The organism is Bizionia paragorgiae (assembly GCF_900107625.1).
In the GTDB taxonomy this organism is placed as follows: domain Bacteria; phylum Bacteroidota; class Bacteroidia; order Flavobacteriales; family Flavobacteriaceae; genus Bizionia; species Bizionia paragorgiae.
This window is the reverse complement of the sequence record NZ_FNQK01000010.1, coordinates 67,138-86,632: the sequence shown is the minus strand read 5'-3', so window position 1 is coordinate 86,632 and position 19,495 is coordinate 67,138. Positions and strand designations below refer to the sequence as shown.

The following is a 19,495-nucleotide window of genomic DNA, read 5'->3' as shown; positions in this document are numbered from 1 at the left end:
ACACCTTGTTATTACTCAAAATCTATTTTGCTTAATATTAACCCTGATGCAGGAGCGATATATTCCATTCTGTTTGTGTTTTCAGGCTTTAAGGAGTCTTTAATGTCTTGTAGGCTTAATTTTCCTTTTCCTAAATCGATTAAAGTCCCCATCATTAATCGGATTTGGTTTCTCATAAAACCTTTTCCTTTAACTCGTAACATATAGGTTTTTTCAGGGAAAAAATTTGCTGTATATTTTGTGTTTTCAACCAGTTCGCAAAGTTCTATTGTCCGCGTATAAATACCGTGATCTGTTGGTCGGAAGCAATAACTCTTAAAATAATGTTCGCCTTCGAACAGTTTAGCGCCTTCCATCATAATATCAATATCCAAATCGTCTAATATGGTGGTGATTATAGGCGCACAAAAGGGATGGAATTTATCTCCAAACGCAAAAATATAATTGTATTCTTTAAGTTTTGAATGTTGAATAATATTAAACTTGGCATCCACTTCCCGAATACCTGTAGCGCGAATATCTTGAGGTAAATTATAATTAAACAAATCTAAAAATGCCTGTAAATCCTCAATTGGTTCATACAAAAACAATTCGAAAGCTGCGTTTTCGGCAGAAACCATGGCATCGGTTCTCCCTGACACCAAACTCTTAAAGCGTTTGCCTTCTAAAATATAATTTAAGGTCCTATCTACCATTAAATGTACCGTTTTAACATTAGGCTGTTTTTGCCATCCGTGAAAACGGTATCCTAAATATTGTAATGTTATAACGTAGAAAAACTTTTTCAAAATAATTTATTTTTGGCCGAAAGTAGCTTATATAATCACATTTCGCAAAATTTTAATACCTTGTATTCTATTAACTAACTAAAACTATCAAATATATGACTGAAAAAACGACACAAAAACCGCCCATTTGGTATTGGATTATAGCAGGTTTTGCACTAATCTGGAATGCTATGGGAGTCTATCAGTATTTACAACAAGCTTACCAAACCGAAGCCTTTAAAGCCATGTATCCGGATCCAGAAATCCTAGAAATGGTTATAAATACTCCCGGATGGGTTATGGCCGCATTTGCAACTGCAGTGTTTTTTGGATTTCTAGGGAGTTTAGCGCTTTTATTGAGAAAAAGTTGGGCAAAAGTACTGCTATTGGTGTCGTTGATAGGGATCATCGTTCAGCTGATTTATAATTTATTCATCAGTAATGCTTTAGAAGTATATGGCCCTGGAGCCGTTATTATGCCTATTATGGTGTTAATATTCGGATTTGTAATTTACTATCTAGCTAAAAAAGCATTAAGTAAAGGTTGGATTTCATAAAAATCAATGACTAAATAACCGATAAACCTTGATTTATTGTTCTAAAAATGACTAATAAATCAAGGTTTTTTAATGATTTCTTTCTTGTAAAACGGAAACGACATCATTGAGCTTAAAGCCTTTGGCCTGAAGTAATAATAAATAGTGAAATAGCAAATCTGCACTTTCATTTAAAAACAGCGTATCGTTATTATCTTTAGCTTCTATAATAACTTCTACCGCTTCCTCCCCTACCTTTTGTGCTATTTTATTAATGCCTTTTTCAAAAAGGGATGCGACATAAGACAATCCTTCTTGGTTTCCACTAATTCGTGATGTGATCGTGTTTTCTAATACAGAGATAAATCCGTACTGCGTTTCATTTTTGGTATTCCAACAGGTATCAGATCCTTTATGGCAAGTGGGTCCATCAGGATTAACAAATATAAGTAAACTGTCATTATCGCAATCCAGTTGCATATCTACCACGTGCAATACGTTACCGCTTTCTTCTCCTTTTCTCCATAAGCGTTGCTTAGATCGGCTGTAAAAAGTTACTTTTTTAGTGTCTTTAGTAGCTTTAAAAGCCGCTTCATTCATATAGCCTAGCATCAATACATTTTTAGTATTGTAATCTTGGATTATAGCGGGTACCAAACCGTCTTTGTTTTTATTAAAATCTATAGTCATCATTCGTTTTTTAGTGTTTTAATGCGGGTTACAATTATAACCGCACAGGAATACCATTATTTTGTAATTCTTTTTTTAAGGCGGGTATAGTGATTTCATTAAAGTGAAAAACACTTGCTGCCAAGGCGGCATCGGCTTTTCCTTTTTTAAAGCTGTCGATAAAATGCTGTATGGTTCCTGCGCCACCAGAAGCAATAATAGGAATATTTAAAGTCGACGATAATTGACCTAAAGCTTTATTTGCAAAACCTAATTTAGTTCCATCATTGTTCATAGAGGTAAATAAAATTTCACCAGCTCCCCTGCGTTCTACTTCTTTTGCCCATTCAAAGAGATTTAATTTGCTGGGTATATGTCCACCAGCTAAGTGAACAATCCACTCGCCATTAATTTCTTTTGCATCAATAGCTACAGTTATGCACTGGTTTCCAAAGGTATTGGATAGCTCGTTAATTAGAGCAGGCTGTTTTATGGCTGATGAATTAATAGAAATCTTATCGGCTCCTGATTTTAAAAGTCTATCTACATCAGCAACCGAGGAAATACCGCCGCCAACGGTAAATGGGATGTTGATTTGCTCTGCAACCTTTAAAACCATATCTAAGGTGGTGTTGCGCTCTTCTAAAGTTGCCGAAATATCTAAAAAAACAAGTTCGTCGGCCCCCATATTTGCATAGCGTTTAGCAAGCTCAACAGGGTCGCCGGCGTCTCGTAAGCCCTTGAAATTCACTCCTTTTACTGTACGCCCATTTTTAATATCGAGACATGGTATAATGCGTTTTGTTAACATAATAATTAGTTGATTGGGATTAATAAAAACGCTCTAGATCTTTTAACGAAATTCGGTTTTCGTAAAGGGCTTTTCCTATTATAGCCGCTTCGCAGCCTAGGTCTTTTAACGTTTCTAAATCCGTTATACTTGTAATTCCTCCAGAAGCGATTAGTTTTACAGACTGATCTTTACTATTGCTGTTTGAACATTCTGAGAGTATCTTTTTATACAATGCTAACGACGGACCTTCAAGCATGCCATCCTTTAAAATATCGGTACAGATTACATATTGGACACCTTTTTTTTGATAGCCTTTTATAAACGGGATTACCTTTAGGGTACTGTCTTCTAACCATCCACTAATAGCGATATTTTCATTTTTACAATCGGCTCCTAAAATAATTTTTTGTGAACCGTAGGTAGATAACCAATTTTCGAAGATTTCAGTATTGTGCACTGCAATACTTCCTCCAGTAACTTGCTTTGCACCAGAATTAAACGCAGTGGTTAAATCGTCACTTGATTTTAAACCCCCACCAAAATCTATTTTTAGATTTGTTTTCGTCGCGATAGCCTCGAGTACTTTATAATTTACTATATGCTTTGCCTTGGCACCATCTAAATCCACTAAATGTAAATATTGAATACCAGAATCCTCAAACTGTTTGGCGACCTCCAAAGGATTTTCGTTATATATCTTTTTTGTATTGTAATCGCCTTTTGATAAGCGAACACATTTACCATCTATTATGTCTATTGCGGGTATTATTCTCATAATTAACTTTTTTATTGTCTGTTATCCTTTTCTTTAGTCTTATCCAATTGCTTAGTCTAGTTCTAAAAAATTCTTTAATAATTGGGCGCCTACATCACCGCTTTTTTCGGGATGAAATTGAACCCCGTAAAAATTATTGTGCTGTAAGGCCGAAGCATAGATTGTATCGTAGCTGGTATGTGCAATGGTTTGATAATTTATAGCAGCATAATAACTATGCACCAAATACATATAAGCCTTGTCATTAATAGATTTAAAGAGATCGGATTTCAAATTCTCAATAGTATTCCATCCTACTTGTGGCACTTTTACGTTTTTTGAAAATTGCTTGACCTGTGTGTCAAAAATGCCAAGTCCTTTAGTATTGCCTTCCTCGGAGGTATTACAAAGCAATTGCATCCCAAGGCAAATACCCAAAACCGGTTGTGTTAAGGTGGGAATAAGATGGTCAAGTTTATTCTTTTGAAGCATTTTCATAGCGCTACTCGCCTGACCTACCCCAGGAAAAATTACCCGATCGGCGGCTTTAATTTTCTCAGGAGAATTTGTAAGTATAGCACTACTGCCTAATCGGTTAAAAGCGTATTGCAGACTTTTAATATTTCCTGCTCCGTAATCAATAATAACAACATTCATAGTTTTAATTTAAAGTGTTTTACGTTTTTTATAATACGCCTTTAGTACTTGGTAAAACCATAGCGTTAACATCGCGTTTAATAGCCATTTTAATAGCTTTTGCAAAGGCTTTAAAAATGGATTCAATTTTATGGTGTTCGTTAATGCCTTCTGCTTTTATATTTAAATTACATTGCGCACCATCGGTAAACGATTTAAAAAAATGCATAAACATTTCTGTAGGCATTTTCCCTATCATTTCACGTTTAAAATCGGCTTCCCAAACGAGCCAATTCCGCCCGCCAAAGTCAATAGCTACTTGCGCTAGACAATCGTCCATTGGTAAACAAAAACCATAGCGTTCGAGGCCTAATTTGCTTCCTAGAGCTTGATTAAAAGCGGTTCCTAAAGCAATCGCGGTATCTTCAATAGTGTGGTGCTCATCGACCTCCAAATCGCCATTAACCTTAACGACTAAATCCAGATTGCCATGGCGTGCAATTTGATCTAACATGTGATCGAAAAAAGCAATCCCTGTGTCAATGTCACTCAACCCTGTACCATCTAAGTTTAAATCTATGGCTATTTGCGTTTCATTAGTTTGTCGGCGGATAGTCGCCGAACGGGATTTTAATTTTAAATACTCATAAATGACTTGCCAATCGTTGGTTTCTAGTGCTATAACAGCTTTTAACTCCGCTGTTTTAACAGTAATTTCGTTGGTTCCTAAATGGGTATTATCGTTAATATAAATTCCTTTGGCTCCTAAGTTTTTAGCCAATTCAACATCTGTTAAGCGATCTCCAATCACAAATGAATTTTCTAAATCATATTCTGCAGAAAAATACTGGTTTAATAACCCGGTATTGGGCTTGCGTGTTGCGGCGTTATCTTTAGCAAATGTTTTATCTATAAACTGTTGCTTAAAAATCACTCCTTCAGATTCAAACGTATTGATAATAAATTGGTGAACCGGCCAAAAGGTGTCTTCAGGAAACTCTAGAGTTCCTAATCCATCTTGATTAGTAATCATTACAATTTCAAAATCCAATTCTGTAGCTATCTTGCTTAAATACTGAATGACTTTAGGATAAAACTCTAGCTTGTTAAAGTCATCAATTTGTTCGTCTGCAACTTCTTTAATTAGAGTGCCATCGCGGTCTATAAATAATACTTTTCTCATGTTTTTCATTTTATTTTAGAGCTTGTAAACTTGTTATTAATAGCACGTTGTCTTCTTCGTTACCTACTGTTAAACGCAAGCAGTTAGTACATAATGGCTCGTTAGTTCTATTTCTAATAACAATACCTTTACTAACCAATTCGTGATAACGCTTTGTGGCATGATCTACCTTAACTAAGACAAAATTGCTTTCTGAAGGATAAATTTCTTCTATACACGCGACGTGTTTTAATGCCTCAATTAGCTGTGCTCTATTTGTTTTTATTTGGTTGATTTCTGTTTGAACCAATTGGTGTTCTAAAAGCCGGTCAAAAGCTTTTTTCTGGGTTAATACATTAATATTGTACGGCGGTTTTATCCGATTAAGTACTTCAGTTATTTCTTCTGAAGCATAGCAGACTCCCAAGCGTATTCCAGCTAAACCATAAGCTTTAGAGAAGGTTTGTGTGATAATAAGATTAGGGAATTGGTCTAATTTCTCCAACCAACTTTTTTGATTTGAAAAATCAATGTACGCTTCATCAATCACAATAATTCCCTTAAATTTCAAGAGCAATTCTTCCATAGCCTGCTCCGTAAAACTATTACCCGTAGGGTTGTTTGGAGTACACAAAAACAAAATTTTAGTTCGAGGTGTAGTTGCTTCTAAAATAGCATCCACTTGGGGTTGAAAACCCAATGATAAATTTATTTTTTTTACAGCTACCGCATTAATAGTTGCTAATACTTCATACATTCCATAAGTGGGTGGTAGCGTGATGATACTATCTCGATTAGGCTCACAAAATGCTCTAATGATTAAATCTAATATCTCATCACTCCCATTACCTAAAACGATGTTTTCTAGCCTACATTTTTTATGTTTAGCAAGCAGTGCTTTTAATTGCAATTGTTTCGGATCTGGATAACGATTAAATCCTGTGTTATAGGGATTTTCATTAGCATCTAAAAACCGTAAACTAGTACTATTCCCTTGAAACTCATCGCGAGCAGAAGCATAAGCTTTTAAGTTTTTTATATTATTTCTTAGTAAGTGTTGTATACTCATTATAAGTCTTTTAATCGTATTGATACTGCATTTTTGTGAGCTTGTAGTCCTTCTGCTTCTGCCATAAGTTCTATGGCTTTACCTAGTGTTCGCAAACCGCTCTTAGTGATTTTTTGAAAGGTCATACTTTTCATAAAGCTATCTAAATTCACTCCGGAATAGGCCTTACTAAATCCGTTTGTTGGTAGGGTATGATTAGTCCCTGAAGCGTAATCACCAGCACTTTCAGGAGTGAAATTACCGATAAAGACAGAGCCTGCATTTACAACATTAGTGCAGTAATAATCTTCATTTTTAGTGCATATTATAAGGTGTTCTGGCCCATATTCATTTATTAAGTCCAAAGCTATGGCATGAGAATCGACTAAAATTAATTTAGAACTAGCAAGTGCTTGTTCGGCTATCTCCTGTCTTGGCAATGCTTTTAGTTGTTTATAGAGTTCACGCTCAACAGCTTTAATAAGCGCTTTGGACGTGGATACTAGAATCACTTGACTATCGGCACCATGTTCTGCTTGGCTTAACAAATCGGAAGCTACATAACTAGCGTTTGCACTATGATCTGCAACTACTAAAAGTTCACTGGGTCCAGCAGGCATATCGATAGCTACACCGTATTTTGTTGCCATTTGCTTGGCTACAGTCACAAATTGATTTCCTGGTCCAAATATTTTATTTACTTTAGGGATGCTCTCGGTACCAAAAGTTAAGCCGGCAACGGCTTGAATTCCTCCTACCATTATCACTTTTGTAACACCACAAAGTGCTGCTGTGTAAAGGATTTCGTTAGCTATTTGCCCATCTTTATTTGGTGGAGTACACAAAATAATTTCTTTACATCCTGCAATCTGAGCAGGTACGGCCAACATTAAAACGGTAGAAAATAAAGGTGCCGATCCTCCAGGAATATACAATCCGATGTTTTCAATTGCTCTTTTCTCTTGCCAACATAAAACCCCGGGTTGGGTTTCTACTTTTATGGGCGCAGTTTTTTGTGCTGCGTGAAATCTTTCTATATTAGATTTAGCTTGCTGTATAGCTTCTTTTAATTCAGCTGTCACATATTTAGAAGCTGATTTCAACTCTGATTCTGAAACGAGAAAGTGACTTAAAGAGGCGCCGTCAAATAGCTCGGTGTATTTGGAAATGGCCTTATCACCATTCCGTTTAATATCATCAAATAATTGAATTACGGTCTGTTCGATAGTGTTTACAGACTGTGTAGGACGTTTTAGAATCTCAGTCCACAGGTTTTTACTAGGGTTTTCTATATAATTCATTACACGACCATTTTTTCGATTGGACAAACTAATATGCCTTGGGCCCCAGCAGCTTTTAAAGCATCTATGACCGCCCAAAATTCATTTCCGTTAATTACCGAGTGTACAGAACTCCAACCTTCTTTAGCTAGTGGTAGAACTGTAGGACTCTTCATCCCTGGTAAAAGACTGATGATAGTATTTAGCTTTGCGTTAGGCGCATTCAGTAAGACATATTTAGAATTCTGACCTTTTAATACCGCTTGTATTCTAAATTGAAGTGTATCTAATAAAGTTTTACTCTCATTCGATATTTTTGGAGATACAGCCAAAACGGCTTCCGATTTTAATAGGGTTTCAATCTCTTTTAATCCGTTTTTAAATAAGGTACTTCCACTAGAAACAATATCGCAAATCGCATCAGCTAAACCTATATTTGGAGCGATTTCCACAGAGCCATTAATAACGTGCAAATCGGCAGAGACCTTGTTAAGTTTTAAAAAATGATTTACGGTATTTGGATACGATGTTGCTATGCGCTTCCCTTCTAAATCTTGTAAACTTTTGCTTTTTGAGGATTTTGGTACGGCAATAGAGACTTTACATTTTGAGAATCCTAGACGTTCTACTATAGGTAAATCTTGACCTTTTTCTATTAATACATTCTCTCCAATTATAGCAATATCTACAACGCCATCTCTAAGGTATTGAGGAATATCACCGTTTCTAAGGTAAAAAACCTCTAAGGGGAAGTTTCTTGCTGATGCTTTAAGTTGGTCTTTACCATTATCTATAGAAATACCAATGTTTTTAAGGATTCGCATGGACTCTTCGTTGAGTCGTCCTGATTTTTGAATTGCAATTTTTAATTTACTCATTTATATTTAGATTAATAAAATTTGAGTAAACCGCTAGTGAGTAGAAATAAAAAACCCGTTTGATTTACTCAAACGGGTTTAAAAAATATGTTGAATTTATTCAATACACTTTCACTTCGCTTGAGAGCAAATATGAAAATGATGATGTAATTGAATAAAAGGCATTGATCTTGTTTTATTGAGTACAAATATTGTTAAATATAAATTACAAATCCTAATGATTTGTAATTTATATTTATAATGACAATAATTAGTTGCCTAAAATTATAGGCATTCCACTATCTCCTGATCCGATCACAACAACCTTACTATTAGGTGATTCTGATAGTTTAATAGTAGCTTCGATACCTTTGTCTTGAAGGATTTTATCGGTCAAAGAGGCACTTAAAATTCTGTTAGCATCCGCTTTACCTTGAGCTTCAATAATTTGTTTCTGAGCTTCTTTTGTCGCCGTAACTAATCTAAATTCGTATTCTAAAGACTCTTGTTCTTGTTTCAATTTGCGTTCTATGGCATCTTTTATTGTTGATGGCAAAGTCACATCTCTTACTAAAACTTCGTTAAGTTGAATGTACTGATCTTTTACAATGTTTTTAGTTTCTTCAAAAATTTCTTGTTGAATAGCATCACGTTTACTAGAGTATAATTGCTCTGGTGTATAACGTCCTACAACACTACGAGCTGCCGATCGAATAGCTGGTAAAAGCACACGGTCTTTATACATTTCACTTTTTTCTTGATGTAATTTTCCTAAATCTTTAAAACTAGGTTGAAACCATACCGAAGCTTCTAATCTAATGTCTAATCCATTTGAAGATAACACATTCATTTGTTCTAAAATTTCTTGCTGACGAACTTCATAAATTGTTACTCTATTCCAAGGGGCAACAACATGAAAGCCTTCACCTAATGGCGGCTCATCGGTTACTACACCATTATCGAATGTTCGATATAAAACACCCGCTTGTCCTGAGTCGATAGTGACTGTCGATTTAAACATTACTATTAATACTATTACAATTCCAATGATAATTGGTACGCCTACTTTTGGTAATTTTTCCATTTACTTTCTTATTTATCTATTTTAAATTAATCCTTTATATTTTCTTAAAAACCATTCAATCGATAGACTTAATACTATTAATGCTAATAGATATTTCCAGTCGATTAAAGGCACTGTATTTTTATTACTTTTTTGAATCGGTTTATAGTTCGAATTCTCTAACAAGTTAGTAAATAACTCTTGATAATTTGTCGCAAAATAACGCTGTGTGGCAATGTAGTCTAATTTTGAAGCATTAGCGCTATAAAACTGTTGTTCTACGTTATACTCGAGAATTTGAAACGCTCCGGATTTAGAAATGTTTTCTAATTTCGTTTGGACTGAAAACTGATAGGATCCTGCTGGTAAGTCACTTAAATCGGCCTCAAAACCATTGTTTTTAAGTAAAAACGGCAGGGTTTTTACGACTGTATTCGTCTCATCTTTAACTGTTAACATTAAAGTTTCCGATTTATCAAACTCATAGTTTTTATTAAAGTACTGTGCTTTAATAGTTACATTTGTATTCCCTTGATAAAATGATTTATACTCAATTTCTAATCGATTTTTACGTTTGTTAGAACTTAAATATTGAACCAGTTTTCCTATAAAATTATCAAATTCGCTAAAGCTTTCTGTGTTTAAATAGTTTTGAGCCCTCCATTTCCAAAGGTGTTCACCAAATAAAATAGCTTCACGATTCCCTCCTACTTCAAACGTCGCTAAAAGCGGTTCATTAGTTTTAAAATTCCCTACTGTTTTATACAATAAAGGTTCTATTGGGATTGAAAATTCGGGTGCTCCAAAAGGAGATGATAATGGAGGTAATGATTCGAAATCTAGATCTTCAACAATAAATGATGAATAACTGGTATTTAAATGTGCTTGATAATCTTCAGTTTGCGATGTTACCTCTTGTTTGTAGTGTGGGGATTGCGTATTAAGGAAATTCCAATCTGTTTTTGTCCCGGTAATCACAAATTTATTTTTATTTAAAGTCTCAATTTCCGCAAATAACTGAGTGAATTTTGAGTTGGGCTGATAGGCGATAACCATTTGGTAATCATTTAATTTACCTAGTAACTCGTGGGGTTTTAAGATGGTTGCCGTGCGTTGTTCGTTGGTTTCAATACTCTTTTTAAGGACGCCTAAATCTGGATGTAAAATAGAGCTCACCAAAGCAACGTTTGTTTTTTGATCAATAACTTCGACTGCAAAGTTTCTAGAATTATTAGTCGTGTTTTTTTCTATATCAATAGGACGTATTGTAGCTGTATACGATTGTACTCCGACACTATGCGCTGGTAAAGTCAAGTTTATTATTTCAGAGGTTTTTGTTTCTGAAAAGGTTAACTGTTTCGAGTAGATGATTGCCTTACCCTGAGTGATTTGAAAGGTAGTCGTTATCGGATCTTTACCGGTGTATACTGCAATAGCTTCAACAGGAAACTTATTTTTTAAAAAGGCATACCTATTAACGTTTAACTGGGTCAGATTTAAATCGGTATAACTGGTGGTATCTCCTATTACGATGGGATATATCTCTTGGTTATAGGCTTTAGCTGCATAACTGTAATCGCTACCATAAGTCTGATTTCCATCGGTTATAATTATGGTTGGAGACAAGGTGTTTTTATAAACCTGGTTTAAGCTATTAAAAGCTGCAGCGATGTTGGTTTGGTTTTCTTTAAAATCTAAGGTGTCTAATGGTTGCAGTGTGTTACCGAAGGAAAAGATATCCACATTAAATTTATCGTAGATAGCGTTGTTCTCTTTTAACGATTCTAAAATTTCTAGTATTTTATCGTCGTTATTGAGGTGTTTAATAGAATTTGAGTTATCGACGGCCACTACCAAGTTTGGTTTTTCTGTGCTTATGGTAAGTTGTTCAAATTCCGGATTTATTAACAACAAAAACACAGCGAAAAATGTAATGGTTCGTAAAACCACAAAAAGCGCTGTCTTATTAGCAGCGCTTTTTGTTTTGAATTTATATTGAAAAAGCGCTATTAAAAGAGCTGCAATTCCAGCTAAAATGATATATAAAAGAGTTGGGTAACTCATTAATTTTAAAAATCTATTAAGTTAGCATTCCACCATCAACATTCAGTGTTTGACCTGTAATGTAAGCCGACATATCGCTGGCTAAAAACACACAAACATTGGCAATATCTTCTGGAGTCCCACCACGTTTTAGAGGTATTGCATTACGCCATCCCTTTACGGTTTCTTCATCTAATTTTGCTGTCATTTCGGTTTCTATAAAACCAGGAGCGATTACGTTACTTCTAATATTTCTAGAGCCCAGTTCTAAAGCAACAGATTTAGAAAATCCTATAATACCAGCTTTAGATGCAGCGTAGTTAGTTTGACCAGCATTACCCTTTACTCCTACTACCGAACTCATATTGATTATAGATCCTTTACGTTGTTTAAGCATGGTACGTTGCACCGCTTTAGTCATATTAAATACTGATTTTAAATTGACTTCGATCACCTTATCAAAATCATCTTCAGTAATACGCATTAGTAAATTATCTTTAGTAATTCCTGCGTTATTAACAAGAATATCTATACTTCCAAATTCCTTTACAACATCTTCGGCAAGCGCTTGAGCTTCATCAAAATTAGCGGCATTACTTTTATATCCTTTAGCTTTAACGCCTAAGGCATTTAATTCTTTTTCTAACGCATTAGCCGCTTCCACCGAAGAGCTGTATGTAAATGCTACATTTGCACCTTGTTGTGCAAAAACTTGAGCAATTCCCTTTCCAATTCCACGACTTGCTCCTGTAATGATAGCTGTTTTTCCTTCTAAAATTTTCATTAGTTTTTGTGATTTATTAGTCATTCAAATATAGTAAATACAAAGTGTTTTATATATAAAAACCTCACAATTTAATATAAACTGTGAGGTTTTTGTGCTAAATAATTACGGTATAGAAGTACGTATTTATAGTTTAGATTTTAATGTCTGTAGGTTTTTGGTAATTAAATAAATAATCGACATCCATTTCCTTTACTTTTCCAAGTTTTTCTAAAGATTTAAAATCGACATCTTTTTTATTTCCAATAACCATAACATTGTATTTTTCACCTTTAATATTTGTATTGAAGAATGTTTTTAAATCTTCAAGAGTCATATTCTGGATCGTGTTATACATCTCTTCTCTATTATCGTTATCGATACCTAATTTTTGCAGTCTTTCGTAGTTCCAAAATATATTAGCTTTTGTAATACGCTGAGCAGCTATTTTTTTAAGCGTTGCTTCTTTCGCCGCGTTAAACTGATCTTCTGCTTCGGGCATATCACTCATTAAATTCATCATAGCTTCTACGGCTTGAGGCATTTTATTGGCTTGAGTCCCCATATATGCCATAACATAATTAGAATCATCTTTATCCCTTGCTGTAGCATAACTTGCCCATGCAGAGTAGGCTAGAGATTTAGATTCACGAATTTCTTGAAAGACTATAGATGATAAACCGCTACCAAAATAGGTGTTAAATAAGGTTGATGCTGCCATGTTTTCTGGCTTAAAGGGATCACCTTTAGCTAAAAACATCATTTCTGATTGGACCATATCAAAATCAACAAAAAAGACATTACCTCCAGTTTCCTGTTCAGTATACACTTTAGCTTCTGGATAATCTTTTAATTCTCCAAAAACATTGTGATGTGTATTTAAAGCTGCTACAGCCGCATCCACATCTTTACCATAATAAAATATGCGTTGTTTATAGTTTCTTAAATCTTTAGCTAAGTCCACCAATTCTTGAGGTGTGATTAGTTCTAATTCAGTAATCGGAATAATATTACGCAATCTCGAGTTTTCACCGTATTTGGCATAATTTAATAAACCACCACGTAAGATACTTGCTTTGTTTGTTTTGTTATTTTGTCTGTCTTTACTTATAGCTTTAACATATTTCTCATAAGCCTCTTGATCAGGTTTAGCATTAGTCCATAGTTGCTCTAATAACTCTAAGCCTTTAGGTAAGTTTTCTTTTAATCCACTTAATCCTACATATGTTTTTTCTGGGCCAGCATTTACAGAATAATCGATACCTAACTTATAAAATTCTTTTTTAAGGTCTTCAGCTGAAAGCTTATCGGTACCTAAATACTCTAAATAACCAACCGCTAAATCCAATTGTTTATTATGATCACTTCCCATATCGAAAATGATATTCATATTAAATAAATCGTTGGTTTTATTTTCAACGTAAGACACTTTAAGGCCGTTATCTGTAGTCGTTTCTTTTATTTCTGTTTTATAATCTATAAAAACAGGTTTAAGTTCTTCGGATTTAATCGCGTTAAAATTAGTCATATACTCCGACGCTTTATCGCGATTAAGATTTACTGGTGTAATACCTGGGTTTGATACCTTTACAATACTTTTATCCTCACCCTTGCGTTTGTACGTTACAACATAGTTATTTTGATAAAATGAATTAGCAAAATCAACAACCTCTTGTTTCGTAATGCTTTTTAATTCATCTAAAAATGCTACTTTATCGGCCCAGTTTTCACGGTGGATAAAGGCATTAAAATAAGCAGTAGCTAAAGCGGTACTATTTTCATATTGCTGAAGTTGAGATTTTTTTAAGTCGTTAACTACGGCTTCAATCATCCAATCTTCAAACTCCCCTTTTTTAAGCTTTTCTATTTGCGATAAAAGTAAATCTTTAACCTCTTCTAAAGACTGCCCTTCTTTAGGTGAACCATTAAAACTATGGTAACCATAATCATTTAAAAATGTTGGGGAACATCCAGCATTTTGAACAATTTGCTTCTGATTTAAGTTTAAATCTATTAAACCGGCATTTCCATTTGCTAAAATCATATCACATAGGGTTACAAGTTGCTCTTCTTTAGTGTTAACACCTTGAGATCTAAATGCAATCGTAACGCGTTCTGAAGTAGGTCCGAAGACTTCAGATTCAATAATTCCTGATAAAGGTTCCTCTTTAGGAAGCTCTGGGTGAACAACTTCTTTCTTTTCTAAGTTACCAAACGTAGCGTTAACTTCTTGGATTGTTTTGTCGAAATCCAAATCCCCTACCAATACCATAGCCATATTATTAGGCACATAGTATTTGTCAAAATAATTATTGATGTCTACTAAAGAAGGGTTTTTTAAATGTTCTGCCGTACCAATCGTTTTTTGTTGACCATAAGGATGCTTTGGAAACAAATCTGACAACATTGCGGCATAGCTTTTTCTAAAATCATTGTCTTGACCGCGATTGTACTCTTCAAAAACCGCCTCTAACTCGGTATGAAATAAACGTAGTACTAAAGTACTAAAACGCTCTTCTTCTAAAGCTAACCATTTACTTAACTCGTTCGCAGGAATTTTATTTTTATATACTGTTTCTTCAAACCAGGTATGTGCATTTGTACCTGTAGCTCCCAAAGAACTCGTCATTTTATCGTATTCATTAGCCACAGAAAATTGTGATGCCGCTAGTGAAACCTCGTCAATTTTTTTATATAAAGCGCGTTTTTTATCAGGATCTTGTTCAGCTCTATGTTGTTCGTATAATTGAGAAATAGAATCTAAATACACTTTTTCTTTTTCCCAATCTAGAGTACCTATTTTATGAGTACCTTTAAACACCATGTGCTCTAAGTAATGCGCTAGACCTGTAGATTCTTTAGGATCGTAATTAGACCCTGCTCTAACAGCTATATAGGTTTGAATTGTAGGCTCGTCGGTGTTCTTACTTAAATACACTTTAAGTCCGTTATCCAACGTGTACAAGCGTAAACCGGTAGGATCATTATTAACTGTTTCATAACTAAAACCATTTGCATCGGTTATAGTTTCTGTTTTTACGGGTGTTGGTGTTTCTTTATTACTTTTCTTACAACTGTAAACAAAAGCAACAAGTATAAACACAACAACAAAATTTAAATGTTTCATTTGTGGTGGGTTAAGCAAGCTACAGTTTTGTAGCTTATTACTAGTTAAGTTCGCAAGCTAATGTACTGCCAACGCGACGATAACATTAGCATATTATAATTATTTTAACATATTTTAACAGTAACAAACTTGTTTTTTTAACGAATTAGGCGGAGATGTTACCAGTGTTACTACTTGTAAGTGATTGAAATCAAATAATTGGGCATAAAAAAAGCTGTTTCGATTGAAACAGCTTTTTTATATACGATGTATGTTCTACTTATCCTTTTAAAACTTCGGCAACTTTCTTACCAATTTCAGCAGGAGAATCTACCACGTGAATTCCACATGATCTCATAATTGCTTTTTTAGCTTGAGCGGTATCATCACTACCACCAACGATTGCACCAGCGTGTCCCATTGTACGACCTGCAGGAGCAGTTTCACCAGCGATAAAACCAATAACAGGTTTTTTGCTACCACTTTCTTTATACCAGTTAGCGGCATCAGCTTCTAGTTGACCTCCAATTTCACCAATCATAACAACAGCTTCCGTTTCAGGATCGTTGATTAATAATTCTACCGCTTCTTTAGTTGTAGTTCCAATAATTGGATCTCCACCAATTCCGATAGCAGTTGTGATTCCTAATCCTTGTTTTACAACTTGATCTGCAGCTTCGTAAGTTAATGTTCCTGATTTAGAAACGATACCAACAGTTCCTTTTTTGAAAACAAAACCTGGCATAATACCAACTTTAGCCTCACCTGGAGTAATAATTCCTGGACAGTTAGGACCTACTAAACGACAGTCTTTGTCTTTAATATAATCCGCTGCTTTGATCATATCAGCAACAGGAATACCTTCAGTAATTGTAATGATTACTTTAATACCTGCATCAGCAGCTTCCATAATTGCATCAGCAGCAAATGCTGGCGGTACAAAAATGATTGTAGTATCAGCACCTGCTTTTTCAACAGCTTCTGATACAGTATTAAAAACGGGTCTGTCTAAATGTGTTTGACCACCTTTACCTGGTGTTACACCACCAACTACGTTAGTTCCGTATTCAATCATTTGTCCTGCGTGAAAAGTACCTTCACTACCAGTAAATCCTTGAACTATTATTTTTGAATTTTTGTTTACTAAAACGCTCATCTTTATAGTTTATTATTTAAAACGCTGCAAAAATAAGGTTTTGAGCGCTATTTACGAATTATTTTTATATGTTTATTTCTGAAAAAGTAGAGATATTTTCTGCCTTGTCATCTAACAGCTGACTTATCTCATATCCTCTATATAATTTGCCATCTTTTACCTCCCAAATAGAGATAAAATGCGCTATAGCTTCTTGATTATTGTCTTCACCATCTTTTTCGATAGGCGTTCCGTAAATCGTATAACGCGCTGTAACCGTATTATTATCCTCTAACAAATGACTAAGTTTATAATTAAACGTAAAGTACGTTTCTCTTATATCAGCAATTTTTTCCTGAATACCTTTATAATCTAAACATGTGTAGCCTTTACTACTGTTCCAATTTAATTCGCAATTGGGGTGAATTAAATCTAAAACAGTGTCATCTTTAGCAAAATCAAGATCGTAAAATTGTTTAACTACTTCTTTAGCTGTCATAATTATTTCTTTTTTAGTTGTTCTATTAGTTCTGGAAGTTTTCTAAGCGTTGCTATTTCTTTTAGTTTTGCACGCGCTTCATTTATAGGTGTTCCAGAATATGTTTTATTTCCTGAAATCGATTTGGTTACACCTGCTTGTCCTAAGACCACTGCATTTTCACCAATTGTAATACCGCTTGTTGTGCCAACTTGACCCCAAAGCGTCACGCCATCCTCAACGATACAACATCCTGCAATTCCAGTTTGTGAGGCTATGAGGCAGTTTTTACCAATTATGGTGTCGTGACCAACTTGAATTTGATTATCCAACTTACTCCCTTCCCCTATTGTTGTATCACCAGTTACCCCTTTATCAATAGAACACAAGGCGCCAATATGCACATTGTTTTCTATTATAACGCGACCACCAGATACTAACTGATCGTAACCTTCTGGGCGTTTTTTATAATAAAAAGCACTTCCTCCCAAAACAGTACCGGCGTGAATAGAAACGTTATCTCCAATTACCGTATCGTCATATATACTCACATTAGAATGAATAGTACAATTTTTTCCTATAGTTACATGGTGTCCTATAAAACAATTGGGTTGAATTATAGTATTTTCTCCAATACTTGCTGTTGGAGAGATGCTTACATTCGCACTTTGGAAAGGTTTAAAATGACGCGTTAATACATTAAAATCACGAAAAGGATCGTCACTAATCAACAAGGCTTTACCTTCTGGACAATCTACTTTTTTGTTTATTAATACTACGGTTGCTGCCGACTGAAGGGCCTTATCATAATATTTAGGGTGATCTACAAACACGATATCCCCAGGGGTTACAACATGAATTTCGTTCATTCCTAAAACAGGAAAATCATCATCACCAATGTAATCACACTGTATTAATTGTGCAATTTCCTTTAAAGAATGTAATTTGGGGAATTTCATTTTAAATGCGTTTATAAAGATTAAAAGACCTTATAATTATTCTTTTACCCTTTCTTTATAGGTTCCTTTATCAGTTTCAATTTTAATTTTATCCCCTTCATTAATAAATAATGGCACGTTAACCTCTGCACCTGTTTCTACAGTAGCAGGTTTTGTTGCATTAGTGGCAGTATTTCCTTTAACACCAGGCTCTGTATGGGTTACTTCTAATACAACACTAGCAGGCATCTCTACAGATAACGGCATGTTATCCTCGGTATTAATCAATACTGTTACTACCTCTCCTTCCTTCATTAAATCAGGTCTATCTAAAGCCGCTTCTAACAAACGAATTTGCGTGTAGTCTTCCTGGTTCATAAAATGGTAGAATTCACCATCGTGATATAAAAATTGAAATTTATGAGTTTCTACACGAACGTCTTCAATTTTGTGTCCTGCTGAAAATGTATTTTCTAACACTTTACCGCTGGTAACACTCTTCATTTTTGTTCTTACAAATGCTGGACCTTTACCAGGTTTTACATGTAAAAATTCTATAATTTTATAAATGTCGTTGTTATATCTAATACAGAGTCCGTTTCTTATGTCTGATGTTGATGCCATGATCTAGTTTTAATATTTTAATATTTAATTATTACGATTTATAGAAGTTAGTTAGACTTGAAATAGCCTTTCATAATACCTCTTTGAGAATCTTTTATAAACTGAAGGATTTCGTCGCGCTCGTGTGTCGCTTCCATTTCAGCCTCAATAATTCCTGCTGCTTGTGTGTTGTTATAGTTCTTTTGATATAAAATGCGATAAATATCTTGAATCTCCCTTATTTTATCGGTTGTAAAACCGCGACGTCTTAGACCAACAGAGTTTATACCGACGTAAGATAAAGGTTCTCTACCTGCTTTTACAAATGGAGGCACATCTTTTCTTACTAAAGATCCACCGGTTACAAAAGCGTGGTTACCAATAGAACAAAATTGGTGAACAGCCGTCATTCCTGCGAGCACAACATAATCACCAACTGTAATATGTCCTGCTAATGTCGTGTTATTCGAAAAGATGCAATAATCACCAACTACACAATCGTGAGCAATATGGCAATAAGCCATAATTAAACAATGATCACCAACAACGGTTTTCATTTTGTCGGTTGTTCCTCTATTAATGGTTACACATTCTCTTATAGTAACATTATCACCTATAATAGTAAGTGTATCCTCATCATTATATTTTAGATCTTGTGGTACTGCCGAAATAACTGAACCTGGAAAGATACTACAGTTCTTTCCAATTCTGGCACCTTCCATTATGGTAACATTGCTTCCAATCCAAGTGCCTTCTCCAATAATAACATTATTATGGATTGTTGTAAAAGGCTCAATGACTACATTTTTAGCAATTTTAGCACCGGGATGCACGTAAGCTAGTGGTTGGTTCATGTTGTGATTT

Annotated in this window: 19 protein-coding genes; 1 reads left to right on the top strand and 18 read right to left on the bottom strand. The window is 34.7% G+C overall.

Annotation, left to right across the window (positions count from 1 at the left end):
• Positions 1–11: 11 nt before the first annotated feature.
• The gene (locus tag BLV64_RS08955; protein ID WP_092134219.1) at positions 12–788 is read right to left on the bottom strand and encodes a tRNA pseudouridine synthase A; all 777 of its coding nucleotides are present in this window, start codon (positions 786–788) and stop codon (positions 12–14) included.
• A gap of 95 nt (positions 789–883) precedes the next feature.
• Here BLV64_RS08955 and BLV64_RS08950 point away from each other — a divergent pair, with 95 nt between their 5' ends.
• Positions 884–1,324 carry a hypothetical protein gene (locus BLV64_RS08950; RefSeq protein WP_092134215.1) on the top strand — a complete coding sequence of 147 codons (441 nt, stop codon included), beginning with the start codon at positions 884–886 and terminating at the stop codon, positions 1,322–1,324.
• Positions 1,325–1,393: 69 nt separating this feature from the next.
• Here the strand turns inward: BLV64_RS08950 and hisIE are convergent, their stop codons facing one another.
• The 17 genes from hisIE to lpxA all read right to left on the bottom strand — a co-directional run bounded on the left by hisIE (position 1,394) and on the right by lpxA (position 19,485).
• Positions 1,394–1,993, bottom strand: coding sequence for a bifunctional phosphoribosyl-AMP cyclohydrolase/phosphoribosyl-ATP diphosphatase HisIE (gene hisIE, locus BLV64_RS08945; RefSeq protein ID WP_092134213.1), 600 nt, complete (start codon positions 1,991–1,993; stop codon positions 1,394–1,396).
• A gap of 34 nt (positions 1,994–2,027) precedes the next feature.
• Entirely contained in the window at positions 2,028–2,783 is a 756-nt protein-coding gene (hisF, locus tag BLV64_RS08940; RefSeq protein WP_092134210.1) for an imidazole glycerol phosphate synthase subunit HisF, read from the bottom strand.
• Positions 2,784–2,802: 19 nt separating this feature from the next.
• Entirely contained in the window at positions 2,803–3,540 is a 738-nt protein-coding gene (hisA, locus tag BLV64_RS08935; protein WP_092134207.1) for a 1-(5-phosphoribosyl)-5-[(5-phosphoribosylamino)methylideneamino]imidazole-4-carboxamide isomerase, read from the bottom strand.
• A gap of 51 nt (positions 3,541–3,591) precedes the next feature.
• Entirely contained in the window at positions 3,592–4,176 is a 585-nt protein-coding gene (gene hisH / locus BLV64_RS08930) for an imidazole glycerol phosphate synthase subunit HisH (protein ID WP_092134204.1), read from the bottom strand.
• 28 nt (positions 4,177–4,204) lie between these two features.
• Complete coding sequence (gene hisB, locus BLV64_RS08925; RefSeq protein WP_177165312.1) at positions 4,205–5,338, bottom strand: bifunctional histidinol-phosphatase/imidazoleglycerol-phosphate dehydratase HisB; 1,134 nt, start codon at positions 5,336–5,338, stop codon at positions 4,205–4,207.
• Positions 5,339–5,348: 10 nt separating this feature from the next.
• On the bottom strand, positions 5,349–6,386 hold the full coding sequence (gene hisC / locus BLV64_RS08920; protein WP_092134198.1) for a histidinol-phosphate transaminase: 1,038 nt from the start codon (positions 6,384–6,386) through the stop codon (positions 5,349–5,351).
• A complete protein-coding gene (hisD, locus tag BLV64_RS08915; protein WP_092134195.1) occupies positions 6,386–7,666 on the bottom strand; it encodes a histidinol dehydrogenase in 1,281 nt (426 codons plus the stop codon). Before hisD ends, hisC begins: the two co-directional genes overlap by 1 nt.
• The gene (gene hisG / locus BLV64_RS08910) at positions 7,666–8,523 is read right to left on the bottom strand and encodes an ATP phosphoribosyltransferase (protein ID WP_092134192.1); all 858 of its coding nucleotides are present in this window, start codon (positions 8,521–8,523) and stop codon (positions 7,666–7,668) included. Before hisG ends, hisD begins: the two co-directional genes overlap by 1 nt.
• Before the next feature lie 250 nt (positions 8,524–8,773).
• The gene (locus BLV64_RS08905) at positions 8,774–9,586 is read right to left on the bottom strand and encodes a prohibitin family protein (protein ID WP_092134190.1); all 813 of its coding nucleotides are present in this window, start codon (positions 9,584–9,586) and stop codon (positions 8,774–8,776) included.
• Positions 9,587–9,607: 21 nt separating this feature from the next.
• Complete coding sequence (locus tag BLV64_RS08900) at positions 9,608–11,629, bottom strand: vWA domain-containing protein (RefSeq protein ID WP_092134188.1); 2,022 nt, start codon at positions 11,627–11,629, stop codon at positions 9,608–9,610.
• 16 nt (positions 11,630–11,645) lie between these two features.
• Complete coding sequence (gene fabG / locus BLV64_RS08895) at positions 11,646–12,392, bottom strand: 3-oxoacyl-[acyl-carrier-protein] reductase (protein WP_092134338.1); 747 nt, start codon at positions 12,390–12,392, stop codon at positions 11,646–11,648.
• Positions 12,393–12,525: 133 nt separating this feature from the next.
• On the bottom strand, positions 12,526–15,498 hold the full coding sequence (locus tag BLV64_RS08890; protein ID WP_092134186.1) for a M16 family metallopeptidase: 2,973 nt from the start codon (positions 15,496–15,498) through the stop codon (positions 12,526–12,528).
• A 259-nt stretch (positions 15,499–15,757) separates the two neighbouring features.
• The gene (sucD, locus tag BLV64_RS08885; RefSeq protein ID WP_092134184.1) at positions 15,758–16,633 is read right to left on the bottom strand and encodes a succinate--CoA ligase subunit alpha; all 876 of its coding nucleotides are present in this window, start codon (positions 16,631–16,633) and stop codon (positions 15,758–15,760) included.
• A 64-nt stretch (positions 16,634–16,697) separates the two neighbouring features.
• Positions 16,698–17,111, bottom strand: coding sequence for a nuclear transport factor 2 family protein (locus BLV64_RS08880; protein WP_092134182.1), 414 nt, complete (start codon positions 17,109–17,111; stop codon positions 16,698–16,700).
• A gap of 2 nt (positions 17,112–17,113) precedes the next feature.
• On the bottom strand, positions 17,114–18,049 hold the full coding sequence (locus tag BLV64_RS08875; RefSeq protein ID WP_092134180.1) for a UDP-3-O-(3-hydroxymyristoyl)glucosamine N-acyltransferase: 936 nt from the start codon (positions 18,047–18,049) through the stop codon (positions 17,114–17,116).
• 36 nt (positions 18,050–18,085) lie between these two features.
• Entirely contained in the window at positions 18,086–18,652 is a 567-nt protein-coding gene (efp, locus tag BLV64_RS08870; protein ID WP_092134177.1) for an elongation factor P, read from the bottom strand.
• Positions 18,653–18,699: 47 nt separating this feature from the next.
• Positions 18,700–19,485 (bottom strand): acyl-ACP--UDP-N-acetylglucosamine O-acyltransferase, encoded by a 786-nt coding sequence (lpxA, locus tag BLV64_RS08865; RefSeq protein ID WP_092134175.1) that lies wholly within the window; start codon positions 19,483–19,485, stop codon positions 18,700–18,702.
• Between the last annotated feature and the right edge of the window lie 10 nt (positions 19,486–19,495).